The sequence below is a fragment of the Nonomuraea sp. NPDC049709 genome, assembly GCF_040674815.1.
In the GTDB taxonomy this organism is placed as follows: Bacteria; Actinomycetota; Actinomycetes; order Streptosporangiales; family Streptosporangiaceae; genus Nonomuraea.
Map to the genome: position 1 here is coordinate 1 of NZ_JBFANM010000057.1, position 21,130 is coordinate 21,130.

Genomic DNA, 21,130 nt, shown 5'->3' on the forward strand with positions numbered 1-21,130 from the left:
GACGTCGCCAGGGCATCCGGGGTCTCGACGATGACCGTCTACCGGCACTTCCCGACCAAGGAAGACCTGGTGCTCTACGACCAGTACGACCCCCTCATCGCGGCCCGGGTCGCAGCCCGGCCGGCCGACGAGCCCGTGGTGCGCCGGATCGGGCGGACCCTGGTCGAAACCACCAGGACCCTGATCGAAACGAGCCGCACCGCCGCCAGACCTGCCGACGACGCGCAGGGGGCGCGCTCGTCGCCCGAGGAGGACCTGCTGCTCGCCCGAGTGCGGTTGATGATCGACACGCCGGCCCTGCGCGCCCGCCACCTGGACAGTCAGTTCGCCACCCAGAAGGCCATCGTCGACGCCCTGCTCGGCGACGCGCCGGACCCCGAATCGGAGTTCCGCACCTGGGTTGCGGCCAGCACCTGCCTGGCCGCGATGCTCGTCGCCGTGATGCGCTGGGCCCAGGAGGACGGGCGCCCGGACCTGCCCGGCCTGATCGCCGCCGCTCTCGGCGCCGCCTTCGACGACGACTTCGACTGACCATCCGCGCGGAGGCCACCACACCCCGTAACCCGCTGCTCAAGATTTCCAGCGCTGGGCGGGCAGCGGGTTGAGCCATGCCTGGACGCCGCGGACCGCGAGCCCGCGGCCGCCGGTGCATACCCGGCGATCCGCTGTTCGAGCACGTCCCCGCTGTCATCCGTATCGTGATCGAGGCGCCTGGCCACGTGCGCCAGCGAACCTTCGCCTGGTTGATGGCCTCCAGGCGCGGCATGTCGGCGCCCGCCCGGTCGGCCCTGTCGTATGCGCCTGGCTGAAGGGCAAGAAGATCAATTAGCGGGCTCTGGGTCTCGTCGTCAACGCTGTGGGACTCCACGTACCTGTCGGCCGCGGTCGACCGGCTACGCGCCCAAGGCGTCCCGGTCAAGGATGAGGACGCCGCCTGGCTGCCCCCGCTCGGCCATGCCCACCTCAACGTCCTGGGCCGCTACTGCATCTCTTCCTCCGCGCCGGCCGATCATCGCCCACATCAGGCCTGTTCCCTCCGCCCTCCCTTGCACCACCCCAGCCAGATGATCGACATGACCTCCCGGATCCACCGCCGAAGGACCGTCACAGGACTGATCAACGAGTACCACAGAGCAGCCTGATCACCCGGAAAACGCCCAGCCCAGCAGCAGTATCCGCGTTCTGGCACCGCACAAAGTACCGGTGCTGCGGTGACGGCGAGCGCGGAATCACATGACGCTGTCATAAAGGGCCACCGTCAGTGTCCCGGGGCGTTGCAGGTATTCGGGCATGGGCGCCACTAGCCGGACCGTGATCGTCAGCGTTTCTTCGCTGAGGGGCCGCCGGGCCATGGCCATTGACCCTACCTCGGGCCCGGTTGGCGGGGCCGCGCAGGAACTGATGCCCTTGACCAAGTGCCCGTTCACCCTCACCTGCAGGGGGAGCCGCCCGGCGAGGCCGTCTCCGCAATAGGCGAGGACGGCCAGGGTGCGGCCTCTGTTCGGCACGGTGAGCGTCACCTCGCGGCTGCCGGGCCAGATGGCGCTGCCCTTGGTGACCAGGCTCAGATCCTTCCCGATCTTCGCGCGCGGCTCGGCCGCTGACGAAGCGGCCTTCATCGTGGCTGGCGGCGTCCATTCGTACACGCCGAACCGCCACTTTCCCGCTGGAGCGTTGGGAATCGCTGTGATGGTGAACGTGGCTCGCCGCGTCCCGGCCTGGAATGGCGCCATGTCGGCCGCGGCGCCCTGAGCGCACGAGTTCGGGAAAGGCGTCAGCGACAGTGTGTACGTCTTGGCTGCCCCCGGCACCCGTGCGGTGATCAGGGGCTGCGGCCCTGCCTTATCAGACGGGCAGTCGGGCAGCACGGCCACCGGCTTCCCACTCACTTCCACCGGGAAAGTCTTCGATTTCTCCTTCGACGGGTCAAACGTGGCTATGGCGAGCCTGCGGTAGGTGGTGCCGTCAGGCTCCTGGTACTGGATCGGGAGCTTCTCGGTCACCTGCGCGCTGGTCAGCTGATCGACTTCCTGCAGCCCGCGCAGGCCCACGATGGTTCCCGCGGTGACAGCCGTCACAGCGACCATGACGGCTGACAACTGGCGCCATCGGGCGCCGCGCGTCCTGGCCCGCAATGAGTGCCACGGGATCGGGCGATCGAGTGCGGGGCGGCTGCGCTCGTCCAGCAGGTGGCGCAATTCTCTCTGGTCGATGGGCATGGTGCTACCTCCTCCTCTCGTAGACGAATGACTCGTCCACCCGCAGCTTGGCCAGCGCCCTGCTCGCCTGGCTTTTGACCGTCCCGACCCTGCAACCGAGCATCGATGCGGTCTGGGCCTCGGTCAGGTCCTCGAAGAACCGCAGCACGATGACAGCCCGCTGGCGGGCGGGCAGGCGCCCGAGTGCCTGCCAAACCAGCTCGCGCTCGTCGGCCTGCCCCATGGGATCGGCCGCCTGTGTCTGATCGGGCGGCGACTCGCTGGTCAGCTCAGCCCATCTCCGGCGCCGCCGCCACCAGGAGACGTGGACGTTCACAATGATCGTGCGGACGTACGCCTCGCGTTCGCCGCCCAGGCGCGGCCAGGCCTGCCACGCTTTCAGCAGCGCCGTCTGCACCAAGTCCTCGGCCGCTCCCCAATCGCGGGTGAGCAGGTAGGCGGTGCGGAGCAGCCGGTGCCACGACGCCTCGACGAACGCGTCGTACTCCGATCGATCCGCCATGAACGGTCCTTCCTCAGGTGACAGTCACCCGTCCTTACGCCGCCCAGGGTGCGGAAGGTTGCACCGTAGGACGAATACTCCAGAATCAGCTCGACGCGCTCGCCGGGTTGGTCTCCTGCAGCTGGCGGCGCAGCTGGGCGATCGCCTTCGAGGTGTGCTCGGGATCGGCCAGGCGGAGCGCGTCGGCCGGGGTGGTGCGGATGAAGGCGTCCGGCGGCGCGTTCGGGGTGACCGCGGCGGTGACGGCGCGCAGGCAGAGCTGCGGCAACGTCAGCTTCATGCGGAGCTCGGCGAAGCGCATGCGCAAGGGTTACGGGCTCGGCACGGGCGGGGCAGGATCCTGGACGACTCGCAGACGCCCCAGTCACGGTGCCACGTTCAGTCGGCCACCCATCGGCCCTCCAGGCGGAGATGACCTCCACATGCCGCAATCCGCCCGACTCTGCAGTGTGACGAAACCACGTCGCGCACTTCTGGCACCGAGTTGACCTCCCGTGCGGCGTGCTGGGCCTCGGCTCGGCTGCGCCACAGCACCACGTCCAGCCACTCGCCGTCGTCGCCCTTGGTCAGATACGCGGCCAGACACCCTGGGAACTGTCGCCGCAACGCCGCTACCATCTCTGGTCGTTCAGTTACCAACCTGTCCTGGGTCCCCTGGCGCACCCGGAAGCGAGCCAACTCGATCGTCATTGTGGGCGAAACTGTGGCCCATCCGCTGTCATCGACTCAAGGCTTCTTTCCACGCTCGGCTGGACATCAGGTGCGCTGCAGGGAGGACAGGCCCCACAGTTCTGCGATGCGCCCGTCGTGCACCCTGAAGATTTCCAGCATGGTCGGTGACTGCTGGCCGGAAATGCCGTGCACGCTGGTGCGGACAGCGGCGGTGTCGCCTTCGACGACCATGTCCTCGACGACAACCTGGGCTTCGGGGAACGCCTCATGAAGCCGTTGCCATGCCAGGGTGACGCTCTCCGGTCCAATTGAACCGCTCCGACTTTCTTGGAGACCCTGAAGCCAGCATGATCGTGCTGGCGGAAGGGAGAAACACACACGATGCCAGCCCCGCGGGAAGTACTGGCGCAGTAGGCCGTTCGTGTTCTCGTTCGTGGCGCGCTGCCAAGGGCTGTGAGGATCGGCGAAGAAGACCGGGACGCCCGTCTCGATCGTGAACTGAGCGTGTGCTGACAGCTCCTTGCCTCGGTCCCAGGTCAATGACCGGCGCAAGTGCTCGGGCAGGGCACCGATGGTGGCGGCGAGGGCGTTCTTCATCGTCTCGGCGCCATACCCGGCCAGCGGCGGCCCGTTCTTGGTCCGTGGGATGATGCCGTATCCCTCTTGGCGAGGTAGGTGGACCAGCATCGTGAAGCGGGTCGTGCGCTCAACCAGCGTGCCGATCGCCGACCGCTCCAACCCGATGACCAGGTCACCCTCCCAATGTCCTGGCACAGCGCGGTCATCAACCTCGGCCGGCCGCTCGCTGATCATCACCTCGGGTGTGACGTGCGCCCACGCCTTGCGCTTGGAGCGGGCTCGGGGAGCCCGCAGCGCACGGCCTGTGCGCAGGCAGGCGACAAGCTCGCGCTTGAGCGCGCCCCGGGACTCGACGTAGAGGGCCTGGTAGATCGCCTCGTGGCTGATCCTCATGGACTCATCATCAGGGAAATCGGCCTTCAGCCGGTTGGCTATCTGTTCCGGGCTCCAGGCGGTCACCCATCGGCGATCTCCTCGGTGCGGCTTGTTCCGCCCTTTCCACGGCCCAGCCTCCGGCCCGAGTACCGTCCCGTCTGGCCCGTGGATCTGACCGGATAGCCGTTCCTGCACGTAGTGGCGCAGCCGGTCGTTGGTGGCCAGCTTCGCCACTTTTGGACGCTGGGCCACCAGGTCGGCCTTCCACTGCGCGACAGACGCGCGGTAGTCCAGCCGGCCGCCGCGGGTCGCGGCGTTGCGCCGTAGCTCCCGGGAGATCGTCGACGGGTGGCGGCCGAGCCGCCGGGCTATCTCCCGAACCCCGACATCCTGCGCCTTCCAGATCGCGATCTCCTCCCGCTCCTGGAAGCACAGGTAGCGGCCGGAGAGCGGGGCAAGATCCATCGGTGGCATGCCACCACCATGCCGGAACCACCGACCACCCACAGCCTGCGACACCCCGACCGCAGCAGCCGCCTCCTCAGCAAGAAGCCCTTTCGCGATCTCTCGCCAGAACGCCCGCTCGATCTCCCGCCGATGCGCTGGAGCGCCCGGCGACTTCATCGGTGACCGTCCCGTCAACGCCTGCATCCATCCAGCTGGCCGACCCATGAACGCCTCCCAAATCGAGGTGTTGCGACGACCGGTTGAATCCGCCCAATATCTGTCGATCCGCTACACCGACCGACTCGCCGACGCCGGCGCAGTCAGCTCGGTCGGCTCGCGCGGGGACAGCTACGATAACGCGCTGGCCGAGAGCACCATCGGGCTGTACAAGACCGAACTGATCCACCGCCGCGGCCCCTGGAAGGGCCTGGACGACGTCGAACTCGCCACCATGGAATGGGTCGACTGGTACAACAACCGCCGCCTTCACAGCGCCTGCCAAGACCTTCCACCCGCCGAATACGAAACCCTCTACCGCACAAAGATCAACTCGGCTACTCTCACCCCAGCCACGTAACCCGGTCTCCAACAAACCCGGCACGGTTCACATCACCGACGCCGTCCTGAACGGCCTGCCGCCTCACATCGCCCAAGTCATCGCAGGTCATCGCGATATCAACGTCACCATGGGATACAAGGCCGTCTACCCCGACGAGGCCATCCAGGCGCACCTGGCCTTCCTGGCCCGGCGCCGGTCTCTGCGCCCGAGCGAGGAATACCGCGTTCCCACCGACGAGGAATGGACCGAGTTCCTCGGCCACTTCGAACGCCGCAAGGTCTCCACCGGCACCTGTGGTCGTGCCTTCGGCACACCCTGCATCCACGAACACGCCTGCATCCGCTGCCCGATGCTCTGGCCCGATCCCGCACAACGCGACCGCTTGGCCGAGATCCGCGACAACCTCCTGGCGCGGATCGCCGAAGCTGAACGGGAAGGGTGGCTCGGCGAGGTCGAAGGACTCCACGTCAGCCTCGCTGGTGTCGAAGACAAGCTTGCCCAAGTTGATCGACGCTCCCACGCGACTACCGTCGATCTTGGCCTTCCCGGAATCGGTAACGTCGCCGGCAGCGGGCTCCGCTAAGGGTGACGGCGCGTCATAAACGGCGCGGCTACACCGGTCACAACTTCACGTTGACACCCTCCACAAAGGAAAAGTGCTATGAGTCTTGATCGCGCTGGCAGGTCGCCGCTGCACTACGCGGCGGCGTCCAACGACGTCAGTGCAGCCGAGGCGCTCTTGGACGCCGGAGCAGATCCGAGTGCGTCAGATCAAAAGGGACTGACGCCATTGCACTTCGCAGCCCAGGAAGGCTCGGTCGCGGTCGCCCAGCTGCTCCTGCAACGGCACGCGTCGGTTGACCAGGCTGACCACTACGGCAATACACCGCTGAATACTGCAGTGTTCAATTCACGGGGAGATGGTCGGCTGATCGAATTGCTGCGCCGGTGGGGAGCCGACCCGCTCAAGGCGAACAATAGCGGTCAGACCCCGCTCGGCCTCGCCCGATTGATCGCCAACTACGACGTCGCACGTTTCTTCGCCGACCTACCGTGACATCGGCCGCGTTGTCGTCGGCAGAAGCCTGATTCTCAGTGATCTTGAAGTTCAGAGAATATGCCTTCCGCCCGGACTGGTGTGAGGCCGCCGATCCGGAGTCGAAGGGCATCGTGGAGAACCTGGTCGGCTATGCCAAGCGAGACCTCATCGTGCCGCAGGCTCCCTTCGATGATCTGACTGTGGCCAACGTCGCGGCCCGCCAGTGGTGCGCCGAGGTCAACACGGTCGTGCACTCGGAAATCTGCGCGGTCCCGGCCGAGCGGCTGGCCGCCGAACGCGACCTGCTCAGCGCGCTGCCGTCGCTGCGCCCGGCGATCGGCAAGCCGCCGATCACGCGCAAGGTCGACAAGCTGTCGTGCGTGCGCTTCGGTTCGGCGCGCTACTCGGTGCCGACCCGCCTGATCGGCGCACGCGTTGCCGTGGTCGAGGCCGCAGGGCGGCTGCTGATCTGCGATCTGGCCACCGGCGAGGTCGTCGCCGACCACGCTCCCGTCCCGCCCGGCGAGGCGTCGGTGGCCGATGAGCATTACGGCGGCCCCAGGCCCGCACCACGCCGCGCCGCCCGGCCCAGGACCGAGACAGAGAAGACGTTCCTGGCGCTCGGCCCGGTCGCCGAGACGTTCCTGACCGGCTCGGCCGCCTCAGGCAACACCCGGCTGGCGGCCGATCTGGTCGAGTTGGCCGCCATGCACGCGGCCCATGGCGAGCAGGCGCTGCTGGCGGCGTTGGAACGGGCGGTCGCCTTCCGCCGCTGGCGGGCCGAGGACGTCCGCTCCATCCTGGCCGCCGGAGCCGGAACGGCGCAGGTCCGCCCGCCCGGCGACGCACTGGTGCTAGAGCTGCCGCAGGTGCCAATTCGACCGCTGTCGGACTACACCCTCGACAAGCTGGACACGTTCGGCCGGATCGGGGACGCCTCATGACCGCGCCGGCCGTTCCCGCTCTGGCCGCCGACCTCGATGGCGGGCTACGCCGCCTGAAACTGTCGACGATCCGCCGGCTCGCACCGGAGCTGCTGGTCACCGCCCGCACCCAGCGATGGAACCCCGAGGAGTTCCTGCGCACCCTCATCGACGCGGAGTTGGCCGCTCGTGATGCCTCCAACGCCCGCGCCCGGATGAAGGCCGCCGCGTTCCCGGTCATCAAGACCATCGAGGAGTTCGACGTCACAACCTCTTCGATCCCGCGCGCGACGTTCGACTACCTGGCCTCGCTGGAGTGGATTCGCGCGACGGAGAATTACTGCGCGGTCGGCCCGGCTGGCACCGGCAAGAGCCACAGCCTCATCGCGCTCGGCGTTGCCGCCGTCCAGGCCGGTCACAAGGTCCACTACTTCACCGCCGCCGAACTGGTCGAGACGCTCTATCGAGGTCTGGCCGACAACTCCGTCGGCCGCGTGATCGAGAACCTGCTGCGCGCTGACCTGGTCATCATCGACGAAGTCGGCTTCGCCCCGCTGGATGACACCGGCGCTCAGCTGCTGTTCCGCTTCGTCGCCGCCGCCTACGAACGCCGCGCGCTCGGCATCGGCTCCCATTGGCCCTTCGACCAATGGGGACGATTCCTGCCCGAGCACACCACCGCCGTCAGCCTGCTCGACCGGCTCCTGCATCACAGCATCGTCGTGGTCACCGAAGGAGAGTCCTTCCGCATGCGACAAGCCCGCACTCGAAGCAGCGGACGCCTCACCAAGAAGTAGTCAACTACGAAGACCTGGGGACTTTTACCTGGCCACCCGCGGCGACACGCACTTGGCCGTTGACACGAGTATCGAGCGACTGCAACATTTCTTGGATCTGCATCTGAACCATCATGCCCCCGGTTCCAGCGGGGCCATACCGGTCTGAACATGATGCCTCTGAGCAAGCCGGGCACGGGGATACGCTGGTTTCGCTGACCGTGTGCGTCCTGCCGTTCGCGCTGGAGGCCCGTCATGAGTTATCCCACCGCCCCTGATCCCCGCGTGTGGGAAACTACTCGGGCATCAACCCCGCCTGATGGCGCTCTTCGAGCCGACCCTTGGCCGTACCGGGTCTGCGATCGAAAGCAGCGAGCCACAGATCCGGCGCACCTTGCAACAGTTCGACCTGGACACCTCGCACCTGACCGCGGTCAGGGAAGCAGCCAATTGGATCCATGCCAAGCGTCCGGAGCTACGGCGCCCCAAGGAAACCATCGCCGCCGAGAATGGCGGAACGGGGCGCACCTGACCAGGCAGCGAATGGGATGGTCGGCTTCGACGGGAATTTTCATAGCAATGCCTCAAACCCCGACCTCTACGCCGCCGTCAGCGACCTATCCAACCACCCGGGCGACCCCCAGATCCCAGACTCCGCCCTGCCGCCTTGGAACAGCGTGCGCTGGACCCGAAGTTCGCCACCAAACTCATGTATGCCGTGGCCACGGAGACCTTCCTCAGACATCATGAACAGGGCGATCCACCAGGAAGGCAAGAAGGCGCTTAACCGCTCCTCCAGCGATTCTGACGCCTACGCCGCAGTCAGGTACCTGTTCACCCATCCCTGCGGCAGCCATATCAGTTGAGTCCGTCCTCGTCACCTTCGGAAACTTGGCCCGTAGACGCTGCTCATCCTTTAGGACGGCCGATAGCCGCACTGAGCGCGCCCGCGGCATACTTTCGAAGTGCACCTGCCCTCAATTGAATATCAGCGAATCATGATAGGGGGCACGTTTATCGTACTTTGCAGCTCATGCCCAGGCTGCGATCAGAGGCTGCGCCCGTCATCGACCAGTATCAGGCTCCCGGTTATCACCGGTGGCACCCTCTCGATGCAGCCAAGTCGCACCATGCCAGCTGCGCAGGTCGGGCCGCTGACCTGAGTTTCTTCTGCCCATGTCCGGCTCATCTCGAATAACCCAGCTGAGATCCCACATCGCTCGTGGAATCTCGTGATTTACGTTTGTCCCCCAATTGCGTAAGCCAGTTCTCCACATACTAATCCATCCTCGTCGATAATGACACAGAGCCCAGACAAGGTACCTAAGCCTAGCCAGATTATCGAACTCTCTATACAAGTCACACCCACAATAAGTAAGACCATCTTTTGGCACGAGCGACCAGATTTTGTCCATAATGGCTGAGTTAAGCTGCAGAAAGCGGTCCACCCATTCCCAGCCAATCTCTGCCGACGCATTGCGGTTACGCGCCATTTCGACCAGTTCGGCTGGACATCCGGCCAGGCTGCCGCCCGAGCTCAGAAGTTTGTTGATAATGCTTATTAAATCGGAGGCCATAAGATCCGGGTCTCGATGAATCTCGCAATCAATGTATTCCATTATGTCGACCTGCATGGCACGTGACGGGCTGCGATCATCGAGCACAAAATGGTTATTAGCAAAGGTGAAAACCGAACTGAGCTTGACGTCCATGTCGAGCCACGGCGGTGCGAGAGTTGTCAAGTCGGCTAATGCCGACAGTGGTCGGTAGACTACGCGACTCCATGCGTGAGCACCACTTGGCCCCAATGCTCTAAGCAGCGCATCCATTGCAACTTCTTCACGGTCAAGTGGGTGCGGATGAGTCTGCGGACGAACCATATATATAGCATCATCAATCAAGCGAAGGGTGAGGAAGAAATGTCGTACCGCTATCGCCGTTACGCCTGGTTCAACTCCTCGGAAGATAGGTGATGTCGATAGCGTGGCCAACATCGTAGACGCGAGGGCGTCGCAGATCAATTCCTCATCATTATGGGGGCTTGGGAACAATGAATCGTCTGCTCGCAGCAGCTCATGCGAAAGCTCGTGAAGAAGGATAAATGTGGCACTTAGCTTTATTGCAACATTCGTCAGCTCGCATCGAGGCTCAAGCACATGATTGCTATAGGAAAAATATCCATTATATCGAAGGTCGCGAAAATAGACCCTAAATATCCTCTCCATGACGTCAGATGGAATAAGTCTTTCACGACTGTAGACCCTGCCTGGCAGTAGTCGGCTCCATTTCCAATAGAACCCCAAATAGCGCCCAACGCGAGATAGGGCACCCATCAAGCCATAGTCCATTGAAATTACGACAGTATCGTCAACTGCAGTTCGAAGCGTTGACCATCGATCTGCTCTGGATATAGCCAGGTAGCAGCGATCAAGGACGGCCAGCAGGTCCGGCCGGTTATGCTCTATCAGAAAAACTGATGCTATGGATAAGGCTAAGCTCCATGCTCCATCCGTCGATGCATCACTCGAGGAGTGCGTGCCCGATGTCTGCCTCTCAATATCTTCGTCCGTAAGCTGCTCGGCTTCGGATACCAGCCTATTTCGGGCTCTCAATGTTTCACGGGCGGAATTCGGATTCCACGCGTAACGCGCCTCAGGATGCCGAGGCAGGGATTCGATCTCGGCGGAGATAAGAAAACGAAAATCATCAGTCATGACTTCAGAGTCTCTCTACACAAGGCGTCTATACCATACTTGACCATTAGCACGGAAATAGTTGCCAGTGGTGCCTGCATGGAAGATATCGCCAGAATAGCATCCATTATGAGGGCTGCATCCCGTACCATATCCTCAGTCCGAGTACTGTTCGATAGATTTAAGTCGCCATTGCATAGTTTGCTGCGGAACTTCGCGAACCAGCCTTGAAGCAAGGCGCGCCCTATAGCCCGCTTGCGATCTCTATCAATAGGGAGCCCTCCGACTGTTGATTCCTCTGCCAAAATTACCAGTAGATCGTCCGTAGATAGTGAGATCAAGTGCAGAAGATCTTCATCGGGCATTTCGTGCTCCCCGGATCGTTGCAGCCTTTAGCTGACCGCAGCCGCATTGGCCCCGCGTTTGTCCTAGCCCATCATCAGGCCATCTCCCTGGGAAGTAAAGGCACGACTACAGTGGGTTGCGTGATCACAGATGGTAGAGCTGGTGCCAGGTATGTGGATACCACCTTGCGACGTAGGGTTCTCCCTGCGGACATGGCTGTAGGGCTCCGGCGAGCCAAGACGCCCTGAGAGCGGCAACGGAGAGTCGTTCCATACGTTTTCATGGGCTTGAGGAGCGGATCCCCGGAGAGGCCGCCCCAGGCTTGATTGTGGACCAGTTGTGGACCGGTGTGCCTATCCAATCGGCACAGCATCGACAAAGGCGCTGGTCACAGCCCTTGAACCCTAGAAAGGGACAACCCTCTCCGGAGCCGGGAGCACCGGGGGGTCGGTTGGTCTGCTTCTGTGATTCGGGCTTCTTGCCGGGCCGTGCTGACATATCCGGACGCATAGGCGCAGACGCTCGATTCCCCGTCAGACCCATCCCCTGGTCATCACCGCGCTCGTGCCTGTCCCGGCTGGGTAGAGGGGGCACAGACCCGGCGGTAGGGCAGCTCGGGGACGAAGCGGTGCCACTCTCCCGGCGACAGCTCATGTCCCGCGAGCGCGCACACCGCCGTCGCCGTCAGTGCCGGATCCATTTTCTCCGCCCGCACCTCACCCCGCACCCCGACCGTGTACAGCAGCCCGTCCGAGGGCGCGAACGACAGGTCCACCGCCTCCTCTCCAGCGGCGAACGCCCCCATGGAACGTCCCGTCGCCACATCCCACAGGCGGACGCCGGCCGGTGTGGAGGCCGCCAGCGTGCGGCCGTCGTGGGAGAAGGCGGGCGCCGACGCGGACTTCGCCGCCAGCCGCACCCCCGACGGCTGCCACGTGCGGGTGTCCCACACGGTGATTCCCGCCGGGCCCGCCATCGCCAGTGATCTGCCGCCGGGGCCGAAGACCGGGACGCCCGCGTCGAGCCGCCGTACCACGCGCCCGGACGGGATCTCCATCACCGCTCCGGTCCCGGTGACCAAGGTCCGGCCGTCCGGGCCGAACGCCACCGGCTGGTTCGCGTGCGCCTCCCGCAGCAGCGTCACCTTCTTCGTACGCCATTGCCACAGCTCCATCGGCGCCTCGCTGCCCTCGTCCAGATCGCCCACCTGGGTGGGAGAGACGGCCAGCGAGGAGCCGTCCGGGCCGAACTCCAGCGTCGACACTCCCTCCATCTGCTGCTTGATCGCGAACACCGCCTTGACCGTGAGATCGGTCGCGTCCAGCACCGCCACCGACGCTTTCTTCGGGTCTGCCCCCGCCACGCTCAGGAATCCGCCCACCGCGATCAGCGAGCCGTCAGGGCTGACCGCCACCTCGCAACAGGGGGGATCGTCCGCGCCTTCCCCTTCGGCGGCGACCCGCAACGATCGCGGCGACCCGCCGGTTTCCGCGTTCCGCACCTCCAACCGGGTCCCTATGACCGCCGCCGCCGTGGTCCCGCCCAGCGCCCCGCTCACCGGTTCGGCGGCCCGCGCACCGCCCGGCTCGGCCGTCCGCAACGTCAGCACCGTCCCGTTCTGGCCCAGCAGCCGTAGCGTCCTGCCGTCGGCGCCGAACGCCGAGGGCGCCTCCACCCCCGACGTCGCGAACGGCACCCGCGACAGCTCGCTGCCGTCCGCGGTCCGGTACACCGCGATCTCGTCGTCGTCATCGGTCACCAGCAGCGCCCCGTCCGGCGACAGCGCCACATGGCGCGTGCCCGCACCGTCGGCGAACGTCCAGTCCAGCGCGCTGCCCGTGGCGAGATCCCAGAAGCTCACCGCGCCGTCGCGCACCGTGGCGAAGACCTTGCCATCCGCGCTGAACACCGTATCCGTGGCGTCCCTCCTGTCCTCCAGGAACTCCAGCGTGCGCCCCTTGCCCGACACCAGATCCCACACCCGAACCCGCGAGGTTTCAACGGAGTTCAGGCCCGTCACCGCGTATCTACCGTCCGGGCCGAGCTCGTCCACCAGGGCGCCCCCCGGCGCGCGGAGTGCCCGGCGGGTGCGCACATCCACCCACACCGTGTCCGGCACCTCCAGCCCCGAGGGCAGCCGGAGGAACCTGCCGTCGGAGCTGAACCGCATGGACTCCTGCACCAGGAACGTGTACCCGCCGCCGAACCCGGTGCCCACCGGGCGCCCCGACCGTACGTCCCACAGCCGTACCGACCGTTCGTCTCGCACCGCCAGCAGCGAACCGTCGTGGTTCAGGGCCGCCTGCCGTACACCCGCGCCCACGCCCGTCACCCGACCGGCCCGCTTGTGCCCGGCCACGTCCCACACCGTCGCCACGCCCTCGCGCACCCCGACCAGCATCGTGCCCGTGGTGTTCAGCGCGTACACCGTTCCGGGGGCCGCGTCCGGAGGGGAGAACACGTCCCGGGCCGGATGCGTCAGCGCCTCGCGCAATCCCGCCCGCGTCTCCGGTTCCTGTGGGCCGATCCGCCACGCCGCCACGTTCAGCAGCATCGCCGTGCGCGGATCGGCCAGCCGCATCCCCTGCGCGCGGATCACCAGCGACCGGGCCACCGCCCGTTCCAGGTGCGCCGCCACCGCCGCCCTCTCGGTCACCGCCTCCCGCCGCCGCGCCTCGGCGTACACGCCCGCGCCCGACGCGACCAGTGTCAGCGCCGCCAGCGCGGCCGTCACCTGGCGGCGCCGCCGTGACCGGCGCGCCGCCGCCGTCAGCCCCTCGGTCAAAAACCGGTCCTCGAGCGGGCTCAGGGTCAGATAGCGCCGCCCGCCGGTCGCCCACGTACGCGCGACCTCCAAGGCGCTGCCCTGGTACAGGTCGCTCGGACGGCGTTCGTGGAGGTCCCACAATCGCGCCGCCTCGCTCAGCCGCCGGTGGATCGCCAGCCCCGGCCGCTCAGCCTCCAGCCACTCTCGTAATCGCGGCCATGCCCGGGGCAGCGCCGCGTTCGCCAGCCGCACTCCGGCGTCCTGCCTGATGACCAGGCCGGCATCCAGCAAGGCCGTAAGGACCGTCTCGTGGCCGGGCCGGCCCCCGCACACCTCCGCCGGATCGGCGGTCCGCAGCACGTCCTCGCCGCCGTCGCCCGTCTGGATCAACCGCAGCAACACGTCCGGCACCGCCGCCCGCTCGGCAGAGGGCAGGGCGTCGTACATCCTCTCCGCCACGGCCCCCAACGGCGGCGAGGCCACCATCACCGCCGGCCGCGCCCGCGCCGCGGCGCTGAACCCGCGATCCAGCAGCGCTCCGCCGGGCCCGCGCCCGCCCCGGCCGCTCAGCAGATCCAGCAGCAGATCCCGAGCCGGAGGGCGGTCCCGCGCCGGTTTGGCCAGGGCGCGACTCACCGCGGAGCGCAGCACCGGTGGCAGCATCTCGCAGTCCGGCTCCAGCGTCAGCACCCGATGCATGATCGCGCCCATCGTCGTCGCCTCGAACGGGCTGCGTCCTGTGGCCGCGAACAGCACCACCGCCGCCCACGCGAACACATCCGAGGCGGGCCCCGCCCGTTCGCCGCTCAGCACCTCCGGGGACATGTACGGCGGAGTGCCTCGCACCTGGTTGGACGCCGAATGCGACATCTCCTGGGTACGGGCGATCCCGAAATCGATCACCCGCGGGCCCTCGGGGCTCAGCAGCACGTTGTCCGGCTTCAGATCCCGGTGCACCACGCCCGCCTCGTGGATCGCCACCAGCGCGGTCATGATGCCGATCGCCAAGGCGTGCAGCCGGTCGCCGGAGAACACCCCGCCGTCCTCCACCGCCCGGCGCAGGCTCGGTCCCTCGACGTACTCGCTCACCAGGTACGGCTGGTCGCCCGAGCCGTCCGCCGCGATCAGCCGCGCGGTGCAGAACGAGGCCACCCGCTGCGCCGCAGCCACCTCCCGGGCGAAATCCCTGCCTCGGGATCCGCGCCGGAGCACCTTGACCGCTACTCGGCCTCCCGCGTCGTCGTAGGCCTCGTACACGACGCCCTGGCCGCCCTCGCCCAGCCGCCGCGCCACCCAGTATCCACCCAGCCGATCAGGATCACCCGCCGCCATCGCACTCTCCACCCCGTCGAGGGGGCGCGTGATTGCCGCGCCTTCAGGAGGGTTCGACGCCATTTGCACTCCTTTGGTTCGGGACGGCTCCGAGGCGTGAGGAGAGCGCCGGTTACCCAGGATGAAAGGACTCAGTGGGGCGACTGGGTGGATCGTCATCGACGTGGACGCCCCGCTGATCACCGACCACTCCGATGAGCAGGGCGCTTCGGCCACCTTCATCCCGCACTGACGATTTCGGCACTGGACAGCGCCTCCCAGATCGGATCGTTTGCAGCCATGAATGCCTCGTTGTCCGTATTTGCTCAGCCGGAAAAGACGCCAATGTGACGCCGCTCACACTCTGATCACACGCATGAACCAATCCTCCGGCAACTTAGTCAAACGCCCAAAGAAGTTTTTCATCACCTGAACACCGCGTACATGAAGGAGAAACCGCAGGAGAGGCAGACCACCTTACCGAGCCTTCCGCACGCGGGAACCAACCCTTGCCATGGCTGATTCTCACCTGAGCGAAAGGTGACCCTTATTGGAATCGACATCTTCACCCGCGTTGCTCTGTTTCTTCGGGTTGGCATACCTGGCGTACGGCATCTGGCTGCTGATCAGCGCACGACGGCTCCGTGCCCGGGGGGTTCGGGTATCCGGCGTAATCACTGCTCTGGTGCAGAGTCGTGACCCTGATAGCCCTACCCGCAAGCCGATCTTCCGTTTCACGACCCTCGAAGGCCACGAGGTCGAGGTCACCTCGAAGTTCGGTGAGGCCAACCCTCCTCGACCAGGAGATCGCGTCACAATCCTCTACGACCCGCAGAAGCTGCGACATGCCCGCATCGACACCGGCGGCCAGCGCGGTTCGACCATGGGGTGGCTCGTGACGGGCTCCGGCCTGCTTTTCGTGATCCTCAGCGTGCTCATCACGCTCAATATCGTCTAACTCCGATGGGGCCGCGCTCCGAACTCCTGCGAGCGCTGGTTTCTCCATCCAGAACCATCAGAGCGTCCGCGGTACCGAGTTGATATCGCAAAGGAGCCAGATGTCCGCAGTAGAACTGCAACACGACCGCAGGCCCGACCCCGATGATGGCCGCCCGGCCAGGCGCGTCATCGCCACCGTGCTCTTTCCATGGATGACCGCCAAGTTCCTGTTCAAACCCCGGGTCGGCCCATTGCGCAAAGACCGGATGCTGGACCGGCTCGCGTTCTGGCGATCGGCGGTCGGCCTCGGCGTGATCCTGATAGCGACCTCCCGCTATCAGGACGTTTGGGCCAACATCATCCGAAAGGCGATGGAGACCGGGCGGCTTGCCGTGATTCTGCTGCCGCTACCGATCCTCGTGATATTCATCGTGACCCGCGCCGGCCACCGCATCCAACTCCTGCCCGGCGTGCTGCGTATGATGGGACGCGCGGTTCTCGCACTGGCCTTCTTCTACCTGCCGATCGTGTTGGTCCTCGCCGCAGCCGGTGAGCTCAACATCGGCTCCCTCGCCAACGGTGACGTCGAATTTCAGCATGACATCGACCTCAACGCCTCGGGGTCGGCAGCACTCTGGCTGCTCGCCGCGATAGGCTTGGTGATTGTCCTCATTCCCTGGTTCTTGTGCTTCTGGTATTGCACGATCTACTGGGCGGCGCGCACCGGATTCTGGATGGGCGATGTCCATCCGCTGCTCGCACCGATCGGCACAACGAGTCTCATGCTGCTGATCAGCGGCCAGGAGATCATCGCCCGCGACACCAATGGCGTGCCCGACTGGCTGTGGCTCATGCTGAACCTCTGCGGCGCGGCCACGGCGCTGGTGCTGGCTGTATTCGAATACCGGCACCTCCGGTCGACCGGTTACCGGTTCCGCAACGGACCGGAACCTGCGGCCACGGATCCGGACAGCCGGACGGCCGACGTGGAGGTGGCGATCGGGGCCGCAGGACCGGAGACGGGTAGGCGCAATGCCTGCTGACGGGCTCGGTGGTCCGCCACCCGTCTTCGTGCAGATACGCCCATCGCTGTCGCGAAACCGGGCCCGTGATCTCGCGCCATGTCCGGCCTTGACACCCGCCATCACAACCGGGGAGCCGCGCGTGCCCGGCTCGGACCGGTCATCGGCGCACGCGACAGCGCAGGTGGAGCACCCGCTTGCCCTGGATCACCACATCGGGATCTTCCAGCAGGTGCTGCGCGTCGACCGAGCCGAAGTAGCGCTTGCCGGACCCGAACACCACGGGCACGACGTCCATGGCCACCTCATCCACGAGCCCCGCGGCCAGCATCTGGCCGCCGACGTCGCCGGCGGCGACCTCGACCATGCGGTCGCCCGCGAGCTCCTGTGCCTTGGCATGGCGGTCTCGACGCCGTCGGCGAAGTGGAACGGCGCCTCGGGGTCCCAGCCTTCGGGCATCGGCCGGTGCGTCACGACGACCACGTGGGCGATCTCACCCGGCGGCTTGCCGCCCCAGCCGTTCGTCATGTCGAAGACGTGGCGACCGACGATCGTCACGCCGATCTCGTCCCAGTACGACCGGGTGTAGTCGTAGGACGCCTGCGACACCTTGATCTGCCCGCTCTCGTCCAGCGGGACGTCACCGTTGGACAACCACTCGAACAGCGGGCTGACCTGGTCGTTCCGGTCCGCGATGAAGCCGTCGACCGACACCGAGCTGTACATGACCACCTTGCCCATGGCTCTCTCCTGTTCATCGGGAAGTGCCCATACTGGCGTGCCGAGGGATGCCGGCTCTTGTAAGAAATCAACCGGCAGGCAGTGGCCCGACGTCGAGCGCGTGGCCGGGATGCTCGCGCAGGAACCGCCGCCTGGCGTCGACGTACCGGGTGGGGGTGAGGCCCGTGAACGTCCGGAACTCGTGCCCGAAGTGGGCCTGGTCGAAGTAGCCCGCGCGCCCGGCGAGCTCGGCCCAGTCGACCGGCCCGGTGGGGTCGATCGCGAGCACGATGCCGGCGAAACGGTAGGTGCGCGCCAGCCGCTTCGGTGTGACGCCGATGAGGGCCTTGAACCGTTGTGCCAGATAGGTGGTGCTGACACCGGCGGCCACGCTCAGACCACCGATCGTCACCGTGCCCCCGGCCGCGGCGATGACGCCGCTCGTGTGCCGGACCAGCCCAAGGCCGGTGGTCTCGGTGAGCCGCCGCAGCAGCTCGTCCTCGAGCAGCGCCAGCATCTCGTGCGGCCCGGGCGCCAGGGCCAGCCGCTCGCGCAGCCCGGCGACGGCGCGGCGGCCCCAGACCTGCTCCACCGTCACCGGCAGATCGCGCAGCTCGGCCGCGGGCATCCCCAGGAACGGCGCTAGCCCCCATGGCTTGAAGTGCACGCCCACCGACCTGGTACCCGGCGGGTAGCCGAACTCGAAGGCGCGGGTGGGGGTGGTGATCACGCACCCGTCGGCGTATCCGGCCGTCTCGACGCCGGTGGCGGCGCGGATGCGGAACGGCGGCCCGAGGTTGAGGACGAGCAACGCCGACGGCATCGGCGGCAACATCAGCCGGGAGTACGGCGGGGTGCCCTCCAGGTAGTAGAGGTCGTCGATCAGCTCGTTCAGCGGCGGTCGCGGCACCAGGGACACGTACTGCACACGTCACAGCATCGCCGACGCACGGATGGGCCGCCAGGTCGTGGCTGCCCGCACTGCCTGCCGCCGGCAAGCTCCCATCGGCCAGGTGCTCGCTGCCTCTTATGCTCGGAGCCTCAGGATCGGTGAGAACGCCTGTGGCGACCCCTATCACGGTTCTCCGCGACACCGTCTTCCTGGTCACCGTCGCGGCAACAGCTCATGCAGCCAGTTGGATGATCATGCGCCGATGAACGCGAAGGCATGGTTCCTGCTCGTGATCCATTTGCTGAAGTTACATGCTGGGCTGATCGCGCTGCCGTTCGTGCTGGTGTGCCCGTGATGGACGTAGTGCGTGTTCGGGAAACGCGTACAGGTGGCCGGGCCGCGAACCGCATAAGCGGCTGGAAACGTCCCGTGTTCTGGGCCGCCCGGCTCATGCCAGGGGCATGGGACCGACGGTCACCCCGAGGTGAATGCGCTCCGGCCACGCCGAATCGAAGCGCACCAAGGTGATCTTCTCGGCCAGCGTCAGGGTTGCCGCAAACCAGTCCTGAGCCCAGGCGTCGAGGCCCACACCGTGCTCGACGACCCAGCCCACCTCTGCCTCATCGGGGTTCACGGTGTCGAGGACCATCGGGTCAAAGGAATAAAGGACATGGCCGTGCTCGGCCCACTTGACGTAGGCATCCCCGTTTACGGTCCAGTAGACGCTCAAGGCGGCTCCGTCCGAGGAGAGCCACCGCAACAACGCGGACGTAATGCCGCGATGGCTCGTCGGCTCCACCACCACGACCCAGTCGCCCTGCTGATCGAGCAGGATGGCGCCGTCGCGCGGGTCGTCGGGATCGAGGTCGTACCCTTCCTCGTATATGTCCTCGAAATCGGCCTCACGTGTCCGGAGCGGATCTCCGCCGAAACGGCGGACGCATTCTGGTAAGGGCAGGCCACGGACCCACGTGATGCGGGTTGGTTCTTCGAAGAGCAGGGGTGCCGTCGCCTTATAGACATCGAATATGTCGCTCATCATGACTCCACAAGGAGAGCGCGGCACGCTCGTCCATACGCGATCGGGCTGCGCCCGGATCCGAAGCAGCCAGATGATCCTAAGCGTCCACGGTACAGCCGTCCAGGCGGAAGAGCTCCTCCGGAGTCGGGCTGGTCCCCCCGGTTGTACCAGTGACCTACAAATATTTGTCGCCAATGGCAATCCGTCTGGCTCGCCTCTGCAAGGGTCAATGCGAATGGATATTCATCGCAGCCGTCTGGGCCCAGTATTGATTTCTTCCGGTTTTGTCGGGAATAGAGCCCTTGACTTTCGCACTGGCCCTGGTCACCTTTAGGCGGCCATCGTCGGTACACCCCGGCGCCCACCACTGAACGCACCGGGTATCTTCTTCGGCGCCCCGTTTCCGGCCTTGGGGATGGTGGTCTCCGGCTTGTAGAGTGCCGCCGCTACGTAGGTGCGAGACCGTCTTGGAGACGAGCGGGACATTCTCGTCAAGGATGAAGACCTCAAGGCCGCCATGGTCGAAGCCGCCTGGGGCGTCTCCCGCACCCGATCCGGAATCGGATTCCGGCTGCGCCACCTGGTACACCGGCGCGAAGACGGCGGCGACTTCTACGACCGGCGCGATGCGAGTGCCCGGCGCGCGGGTCGGCAGCCTGGCGACGTGTCGCACGGGCTGGGCGTGAGCCGTCAGGAGGTGGGCCGGATGCAGGAGTGCTGCGCCTCGAACCAGTCGGTGGCGATGTCGGTTCCCGTGAAGCGTCCGATCAGGGTCAAGGCCGAGCTTACGCTCTCCTCTCGGTCGACGCGATCGTCGAAGACGTCGTCCGCGCTGATCTGGAAGCGCAGCCCGTCCATCAGGTGATCGAGCGCGTGCGGGTCCTCGCCGAAACGTGACTCCGGCCAGGTGGGACTGAAGGAGGTCACCAGACGCCCTCCGCGGGCATAGTGGAAATAGGTTCTGTTGCTGATGTCCATGCTGAGGCCGAATGCCTCGCGGCCGCCCGCGGTGATGGACAGCAGGCGCTCGCGGTCGGCGGATGCGGGCACGATGCCGATCCAGTCCCCGACTTCGGCGACCAAGCGGGATCCATCGTCGATGTTCCGGTCGAGGATGTCACTCAAATGGCACGGGGTGCGGGTGGAGAGGTCCAGTTGGTAGATCGGGGCGAGGGTGTCGAGGTCCGCGCCCTTGATCCAGACGGCGCTGAATCCCAGTGCCCACAGGTCCATGTCGCCGTCGAGCCCCTCCGTGAAGAGGGTCGAGGCCAGAAGGTCGTGCAGGTAGGTCGGTGACTGCATGGCCGCCTCTCGAGCAGGAGGGGGTTA

The 21,130-nt window shown here is 65.9% G+C and carries 21 protein-coding genes and 3 pseudogenes; 11 read left to right on the forward strand and 13 right to left on the reverse strand.

The features are described 5' to 3' along the window. Positions 1-531 (forward strand): helix-turn-helix domain-containing protein (locus AB0J69_RS42275; protein WP_364130038.1); only part of this gene is annotated, 531 nt, incomplete at its 5' end. Positions 532-872: 341 nt separating this feature from the next. Further along, entirely contained in the window at positions 873-1,142 is a 270-nt protein-coding gene (locus AB0J69_RS42280) for a hypothetical protein (protein WP_364130223.1), read from the forward strand. Positions 1,143-1,229: 87 nt separating this feature from the next. On the opposite strand, the gene AB0J69_RS42285 is transcribed toward AB0J69_RS42280, so the two are convergent. The 6 genes and pseudogenes from AB0J69_RS42285 to AB0J69_RS42310 all read right to left on the reverse strand — a co-directional run. Continuing rightward, the gene (locus AB0J69_RS42285; RefSeq protein ID WP_364130041.1) at positions 1,230-2,219 is read right to left on the reverse strand and encodes a hypothetical protein; all 990 of its coding nucleotides are present in this window, start codon (positions 2,217-2,219) and stop codon (positions 1,230-1,232) included. Between the two features lie 4 nt (positions 2,220-2,223). Beyond that, entirely contained in the window at positions 2,224-2,721 is a 498-nt protein-coding gene (locus tag AB0J69_RS42290) for a SigE family RNA polymerase sigma factor (protein ID WP_364130043.1), read from the reverse strand. 85 nt (positions 2,722-2,806) lie between these two features. Continuing rightward, positions 2,807-3,022 carry a hypothetical protein gene (locus AB0J69_RS42295; protein ID WP_364130045.1) on the reverse strand — a complete coding sequence of 72 codons (216 nt, stop codon included), beginning with the start codon at positions 3,020-3,022 and terminating at the stop codon, positions 2,807-2,809. 77 nt (positions 3,023-3,099) lie between these two features. Next, positions 3,100-3,411 (reverse strand): antibiotic biosynthesis monooxygenase, encoded by a 312-nt coding sequence (locus AB0J69_RS42300; protein WP_364130047.1) that lies wholly within the window; start codon positions 3,409-3,411, stop codon positions 3,100-3,102. Positions 3,412-3,477: 66 nt separating this feature from the next. Next, positions 3,478-3,771 (reverse strand): nuclear transport factor 2 family protein, encoded by a 294-nt coding sequence (locus AB0J69_RS42305; RefSeq protein ID WP_364130225.1) that lies wholly within the window; start codon positions 3,769-3,771, stop codon positions 3,478-3,480. Positions 3,772-3,780: 9 nt separating this feature from the next. Next, a pseudogene (locus tag AB0J69_RS42310) lies at positions 3,781-4,998 on the reverse strand (IS30 family transposase); the annotation flags it as partial. Positions 4,999-5,062: 64 nt separating this feature from the next. Here AB0J69_RS42310 and AB0J69_RS42315 point away from each other — a divergent pair. The 6 genes and pseudogenes from AB0J69_RS42315 to AB0J69_RS42340 all read left to right on the forward strand — a co-directional run. Continuing rightward, positions 5,063-5,371 (forward strand): annotated as a pseudogene (locus AB0J69_RS42315) (integrase core domain-containing protein); the annotation flags it as partial. A 109-nt stretch (positions 5,372-5,480) separates the two neighbouring features. After that, a complete protein-coding gene (locus AB0J69_RS42320) occupies positions 5,481-5,936 on the forward strand; it encodes a hypothetical protein (RefSeq protein WP_364130050.1) in 456 nt (151 codons plus the stop codon). Between the two features lie 78 nt (positions 5,937-6,014). After that, positions 6,015-6,410 (forward strand): ankyrin repeat domain-containing protein, encoded by a 396-nt coding sequence (locus AB0J69_RS42325; RefSeq protein WP_364130053.1) that lies wholly within the window; start codon positions 6,015-6,017, stop codon positions 6,408-6,410. Between the two features lie 44 nt (positions 6,411-6,454). Beyond that, positions 6,455-7,336 (forward strand): annotated as a pseudogene (locus AB0J69_RS42330) (IS21 family transposase); the annotation flags it as partial. Beyond that, a complete protein-coding gene (istB, locus tag AB0J69_RS42335; RefSeq protein ID WP_364130055.1) occupies positions 7,333-8,112 on the forward strand; it encodes an IS21-like element helper ATPase IstB in 780 nt (259 codons plus the stop codon). The pseudogene AB0J69_RS42330 and the gene istB, both read left to right, overlap by 4 nt. Before the next feature lie 298 nt (positions 8,113-8,410). After that, positions 8,411-8,623: a hypothetical protein gene (locus tag AB0J69_RS42340; RefSeq protein ID WP_364130058.1), complete on the forward strand. Its 213-nt coding sequence runs from the start codon at positions 8,411-8,413 to the stop codon at positions 8,621-8,623. 532 nt (positions 8,624-9,155) lie between these two features. Here AB0J69_RS42340 and AB0J69_RS42345 read toward each other — a convergent pair. Then, the gene (locus AB0J69_RS42345) at positions 9,156-10,805 is read right to left on the reverse strand and encodes a hypothetical protein (protein ID WP_364130061.1); all 1,650 of its coding nucleotides are present in this window, start codon (positions 10,803-10,805) and stop codon (positions 9,156-9,158) included. An 877-nt stretch (positions 10,806-11,682) separates the two neighbouring features. After that, positions 11,683-15,291, reverse strand: coding sequence for a serine/threonine-protein kinase (locus tag AB0J69_RS42350; RefSeq protein WP_364130064.1), 3,609 nt, complete (start codon positions 15,289-15,291; stop codon positions 11,683-11,685). A gap of 466 nt (positions 15,292-15,757) precedes the next feature. Between AB0J69_RS42350 and AB0J69_RS42355 the strand changes: the two genes are divergently transcribed. After that, positions 15,758-16,165 (forward strand): DUF3592 domain-containing protein, encoded by a 408-nt coding sequence (locus AB0J69_RS42355; protein WP_364130066.1) that lies wholly within the window; start codon positions 15,758-15,760, stop codon positions 16,163-16,165. A 100-nt stretch (positions 16,166-16,265) separates the two neighbouring features. Further along, on the forward strand, positions 16,266-17,189 hold the full coding sequence (locus tag AB0J69_RS42360; RefSeq protein ID WP_364130069.1) for a hypothetical protein: 924 nt from the start codon (positions 16,266-16,268) through the stop codon (positions 17,187-17,189). 139 nt (positions 17,190-17,328) lie between these two features. On the opposite strand, the gene AB0J69_RS42365 is transcribed toward AB0J69_RS42360, so the two are convergent. Continuing rightward, entirely contained in the window at positions 17,329-17,535 is a 207-nt protein-coding gene (locus tag AB0J69_RS42365; RefSeq protein ID WP_364130072.1) for a dihydrofolate reductase family protein, read from the reverse strand. A gap of 30 nt (positions 17,536-17,565) precedes the next feature. Between AB0J69_RS42365 and AB0J69_RS42370 the strand changes: the two genes are divergently transcribed. Next, positions 17,566-17,757: a hypothetical protein gene (locus AB0J69_RS42370; protein ID WP_364130074.1), complete on the forward strand. Its 192-nt coding sequence runs from the start codon at positions 17,566-17,568 to the stop codon at positions 17,755-17,757. Positions 17,758-17,976: 219 nt separating this feature from the next. Here AB0J69_RS42370 and AB0J69_RS42375 read toward each other — a convergent pair whose 3' ends face one another. The 4 genes from AB0J69_RS42375 to AB0J69_RS42390 form a co-directional block, all read right to left on the reverse strand. Beyond that, positions 17,977-18,816 carry a helix-turn-helix domain-containing protein gene (locus AB0J69_RS42375; protein WP_364130077.1) on the reverse strand — a complete coding sequence of 280 codons (840 nt, stop codon included), beginning with the start codon at positions 18,814-18,816 and terminating at the stop codon, positions 17,977-17,979. Positions 18,817-19,228: 412 nt separating this feature from the next. Beyond that, positions 19,229-19,822, reverse strand: coding sequence for a DUF6461 domain-containing protein (locus AB0J69_RS42380; RefSeq protein ID WP_364130080.1), 594 nt, complete (start codon positions 19,820-19,822; stop codon positions 19,229-19,231). Positions 19,823-20,027: 205 nt separating this feature from the next. Continuing rightward, positions 20,028-20,474, reverse strand: coding sequence for a hypothetical protein (locus tag AB0J69_RS42385; protein WP_364130082.1), 447 nt, complete (start codon positions 20,472-20,474; stop codon positions 20,028-20,030). 17 nt (positions 20,475-20,491) lie between these two features. Further along, positions 20,492-21,103 (reverse strand): DUF6461 domain-containing protein, encoded by a 612-nt coding sequence (locus tag AB0J69_RS42390; protein ID WP_364130085.1) that lies wholly within the window; start codon positions 21,101-21,103, stop codon positions 20,492-20,494. Between the last annotated feature and the right edge of the window lie 27 nt (positions 21,104-21,130).

Coding starts and splice junctions, on each gene's coding strand:
- AB0J69_RS42285 (WP_364130041.1), bottom strand. CDS start 2,219: ATGCCCATCGACCAGAGAGAATTGCGCCACCTGCTGGACGAGCGCAGC.
- AB0J69_RS42290 (WP_364130043.1), bottom strand. CDS start 2,721: ATGGCGGATCGATCGGAGTACGACGCGTTCGTCGAGGCGTCGTGGCAC.
- AB0J69_RS42295 (WP_364130045.1), bottom strand. CDS start 3,022: ATGCGCTTCGCCGAGCTCCGCATGAAGCTGACGTTGCCGCAGCTCTGC.
- AB0J69_RS42300 (WP_364130047.1), bottom strand. CDS start 3,411: ATGACGATCGAGTTGGCTCGCTTCCGGGTGCGCCAGGGGACCCAGGAC.
- AB0J69_RS42320 (WP_364130050.1), top strand. CDS start 5,481: ATGGGATACAAGGCCGTCTACCCCGACGAGGCCATCCAGGCGCACCTG.
- AB0J69_RS42325 (WP_364130053.1), top strand. CDS start 6,015: ATGAGTCTTGATCGCGCTGGCAGGTCGCCGCTGCACTACGCGGCGGCG.
- istB (WP_364130055.1), top strand. CDS start 7,333: ATGACCGCGCCGGCCGTTCCCGCTCTGGCCGCCGACCTCGATGGCGGG.
- AB0J69_RS42340 (WP_364130058.1), top strand. CDS start 8,411: ATGGCGCTCTTCGAGCCGACCCTTGGCCGTACCGGGTCTGCGATCGAA.
- AB0J69_RS42345 (WP_364130061.1), bottom strand. CDS start 10,805: ATGACTGATGATTTTCGTTTTCTTATCTCCGCCGAGATCGAATCCCTG.
- AB0J69_RS42350 (WP_364130064.1), bottom strand. CDS start 15,291: ATGGCGTCGAACCCTCCTGAAGGCGCGGCAATCACGCGCCCCCTCGAC.
- AB0J69_RS42360 (WP_364130069.1), top strand. CDS start 16,266: ATGTCCGCAGTAGAACTGCAACACGACCGCAGGCCCGACCCCGATGAT.
- AB0J69_RS42365 (WP_364130072.1), bottom strand. CDS start 17,535: ATGGTCGAGGTCGCCGCCGGCGACGTCGGCGGCCAGATGCTGGCCGCG.
- AB0J69_RS42370 (WP_364130074.1), top strand. CDS start 17,566: ATGGCGGTCTCGACGCCGTCGGCGAAGTGGAACGGCGCCTCGGGGTCC.
- AB0J69_RS42380 (WP_364130080.1), bottom strand. CDS start 19,822: ATGATGAGCGACATATTCGATGTCTATAAGGCGACGGCACCCCTGCTC.
- AB0J69_RS42390 (WP_364130085.1), bottom strand. CDS start 21,103: ATGCAGTCACCGACCTACCTGCACGACCTTCTGGCCTCGACCCTCTTC.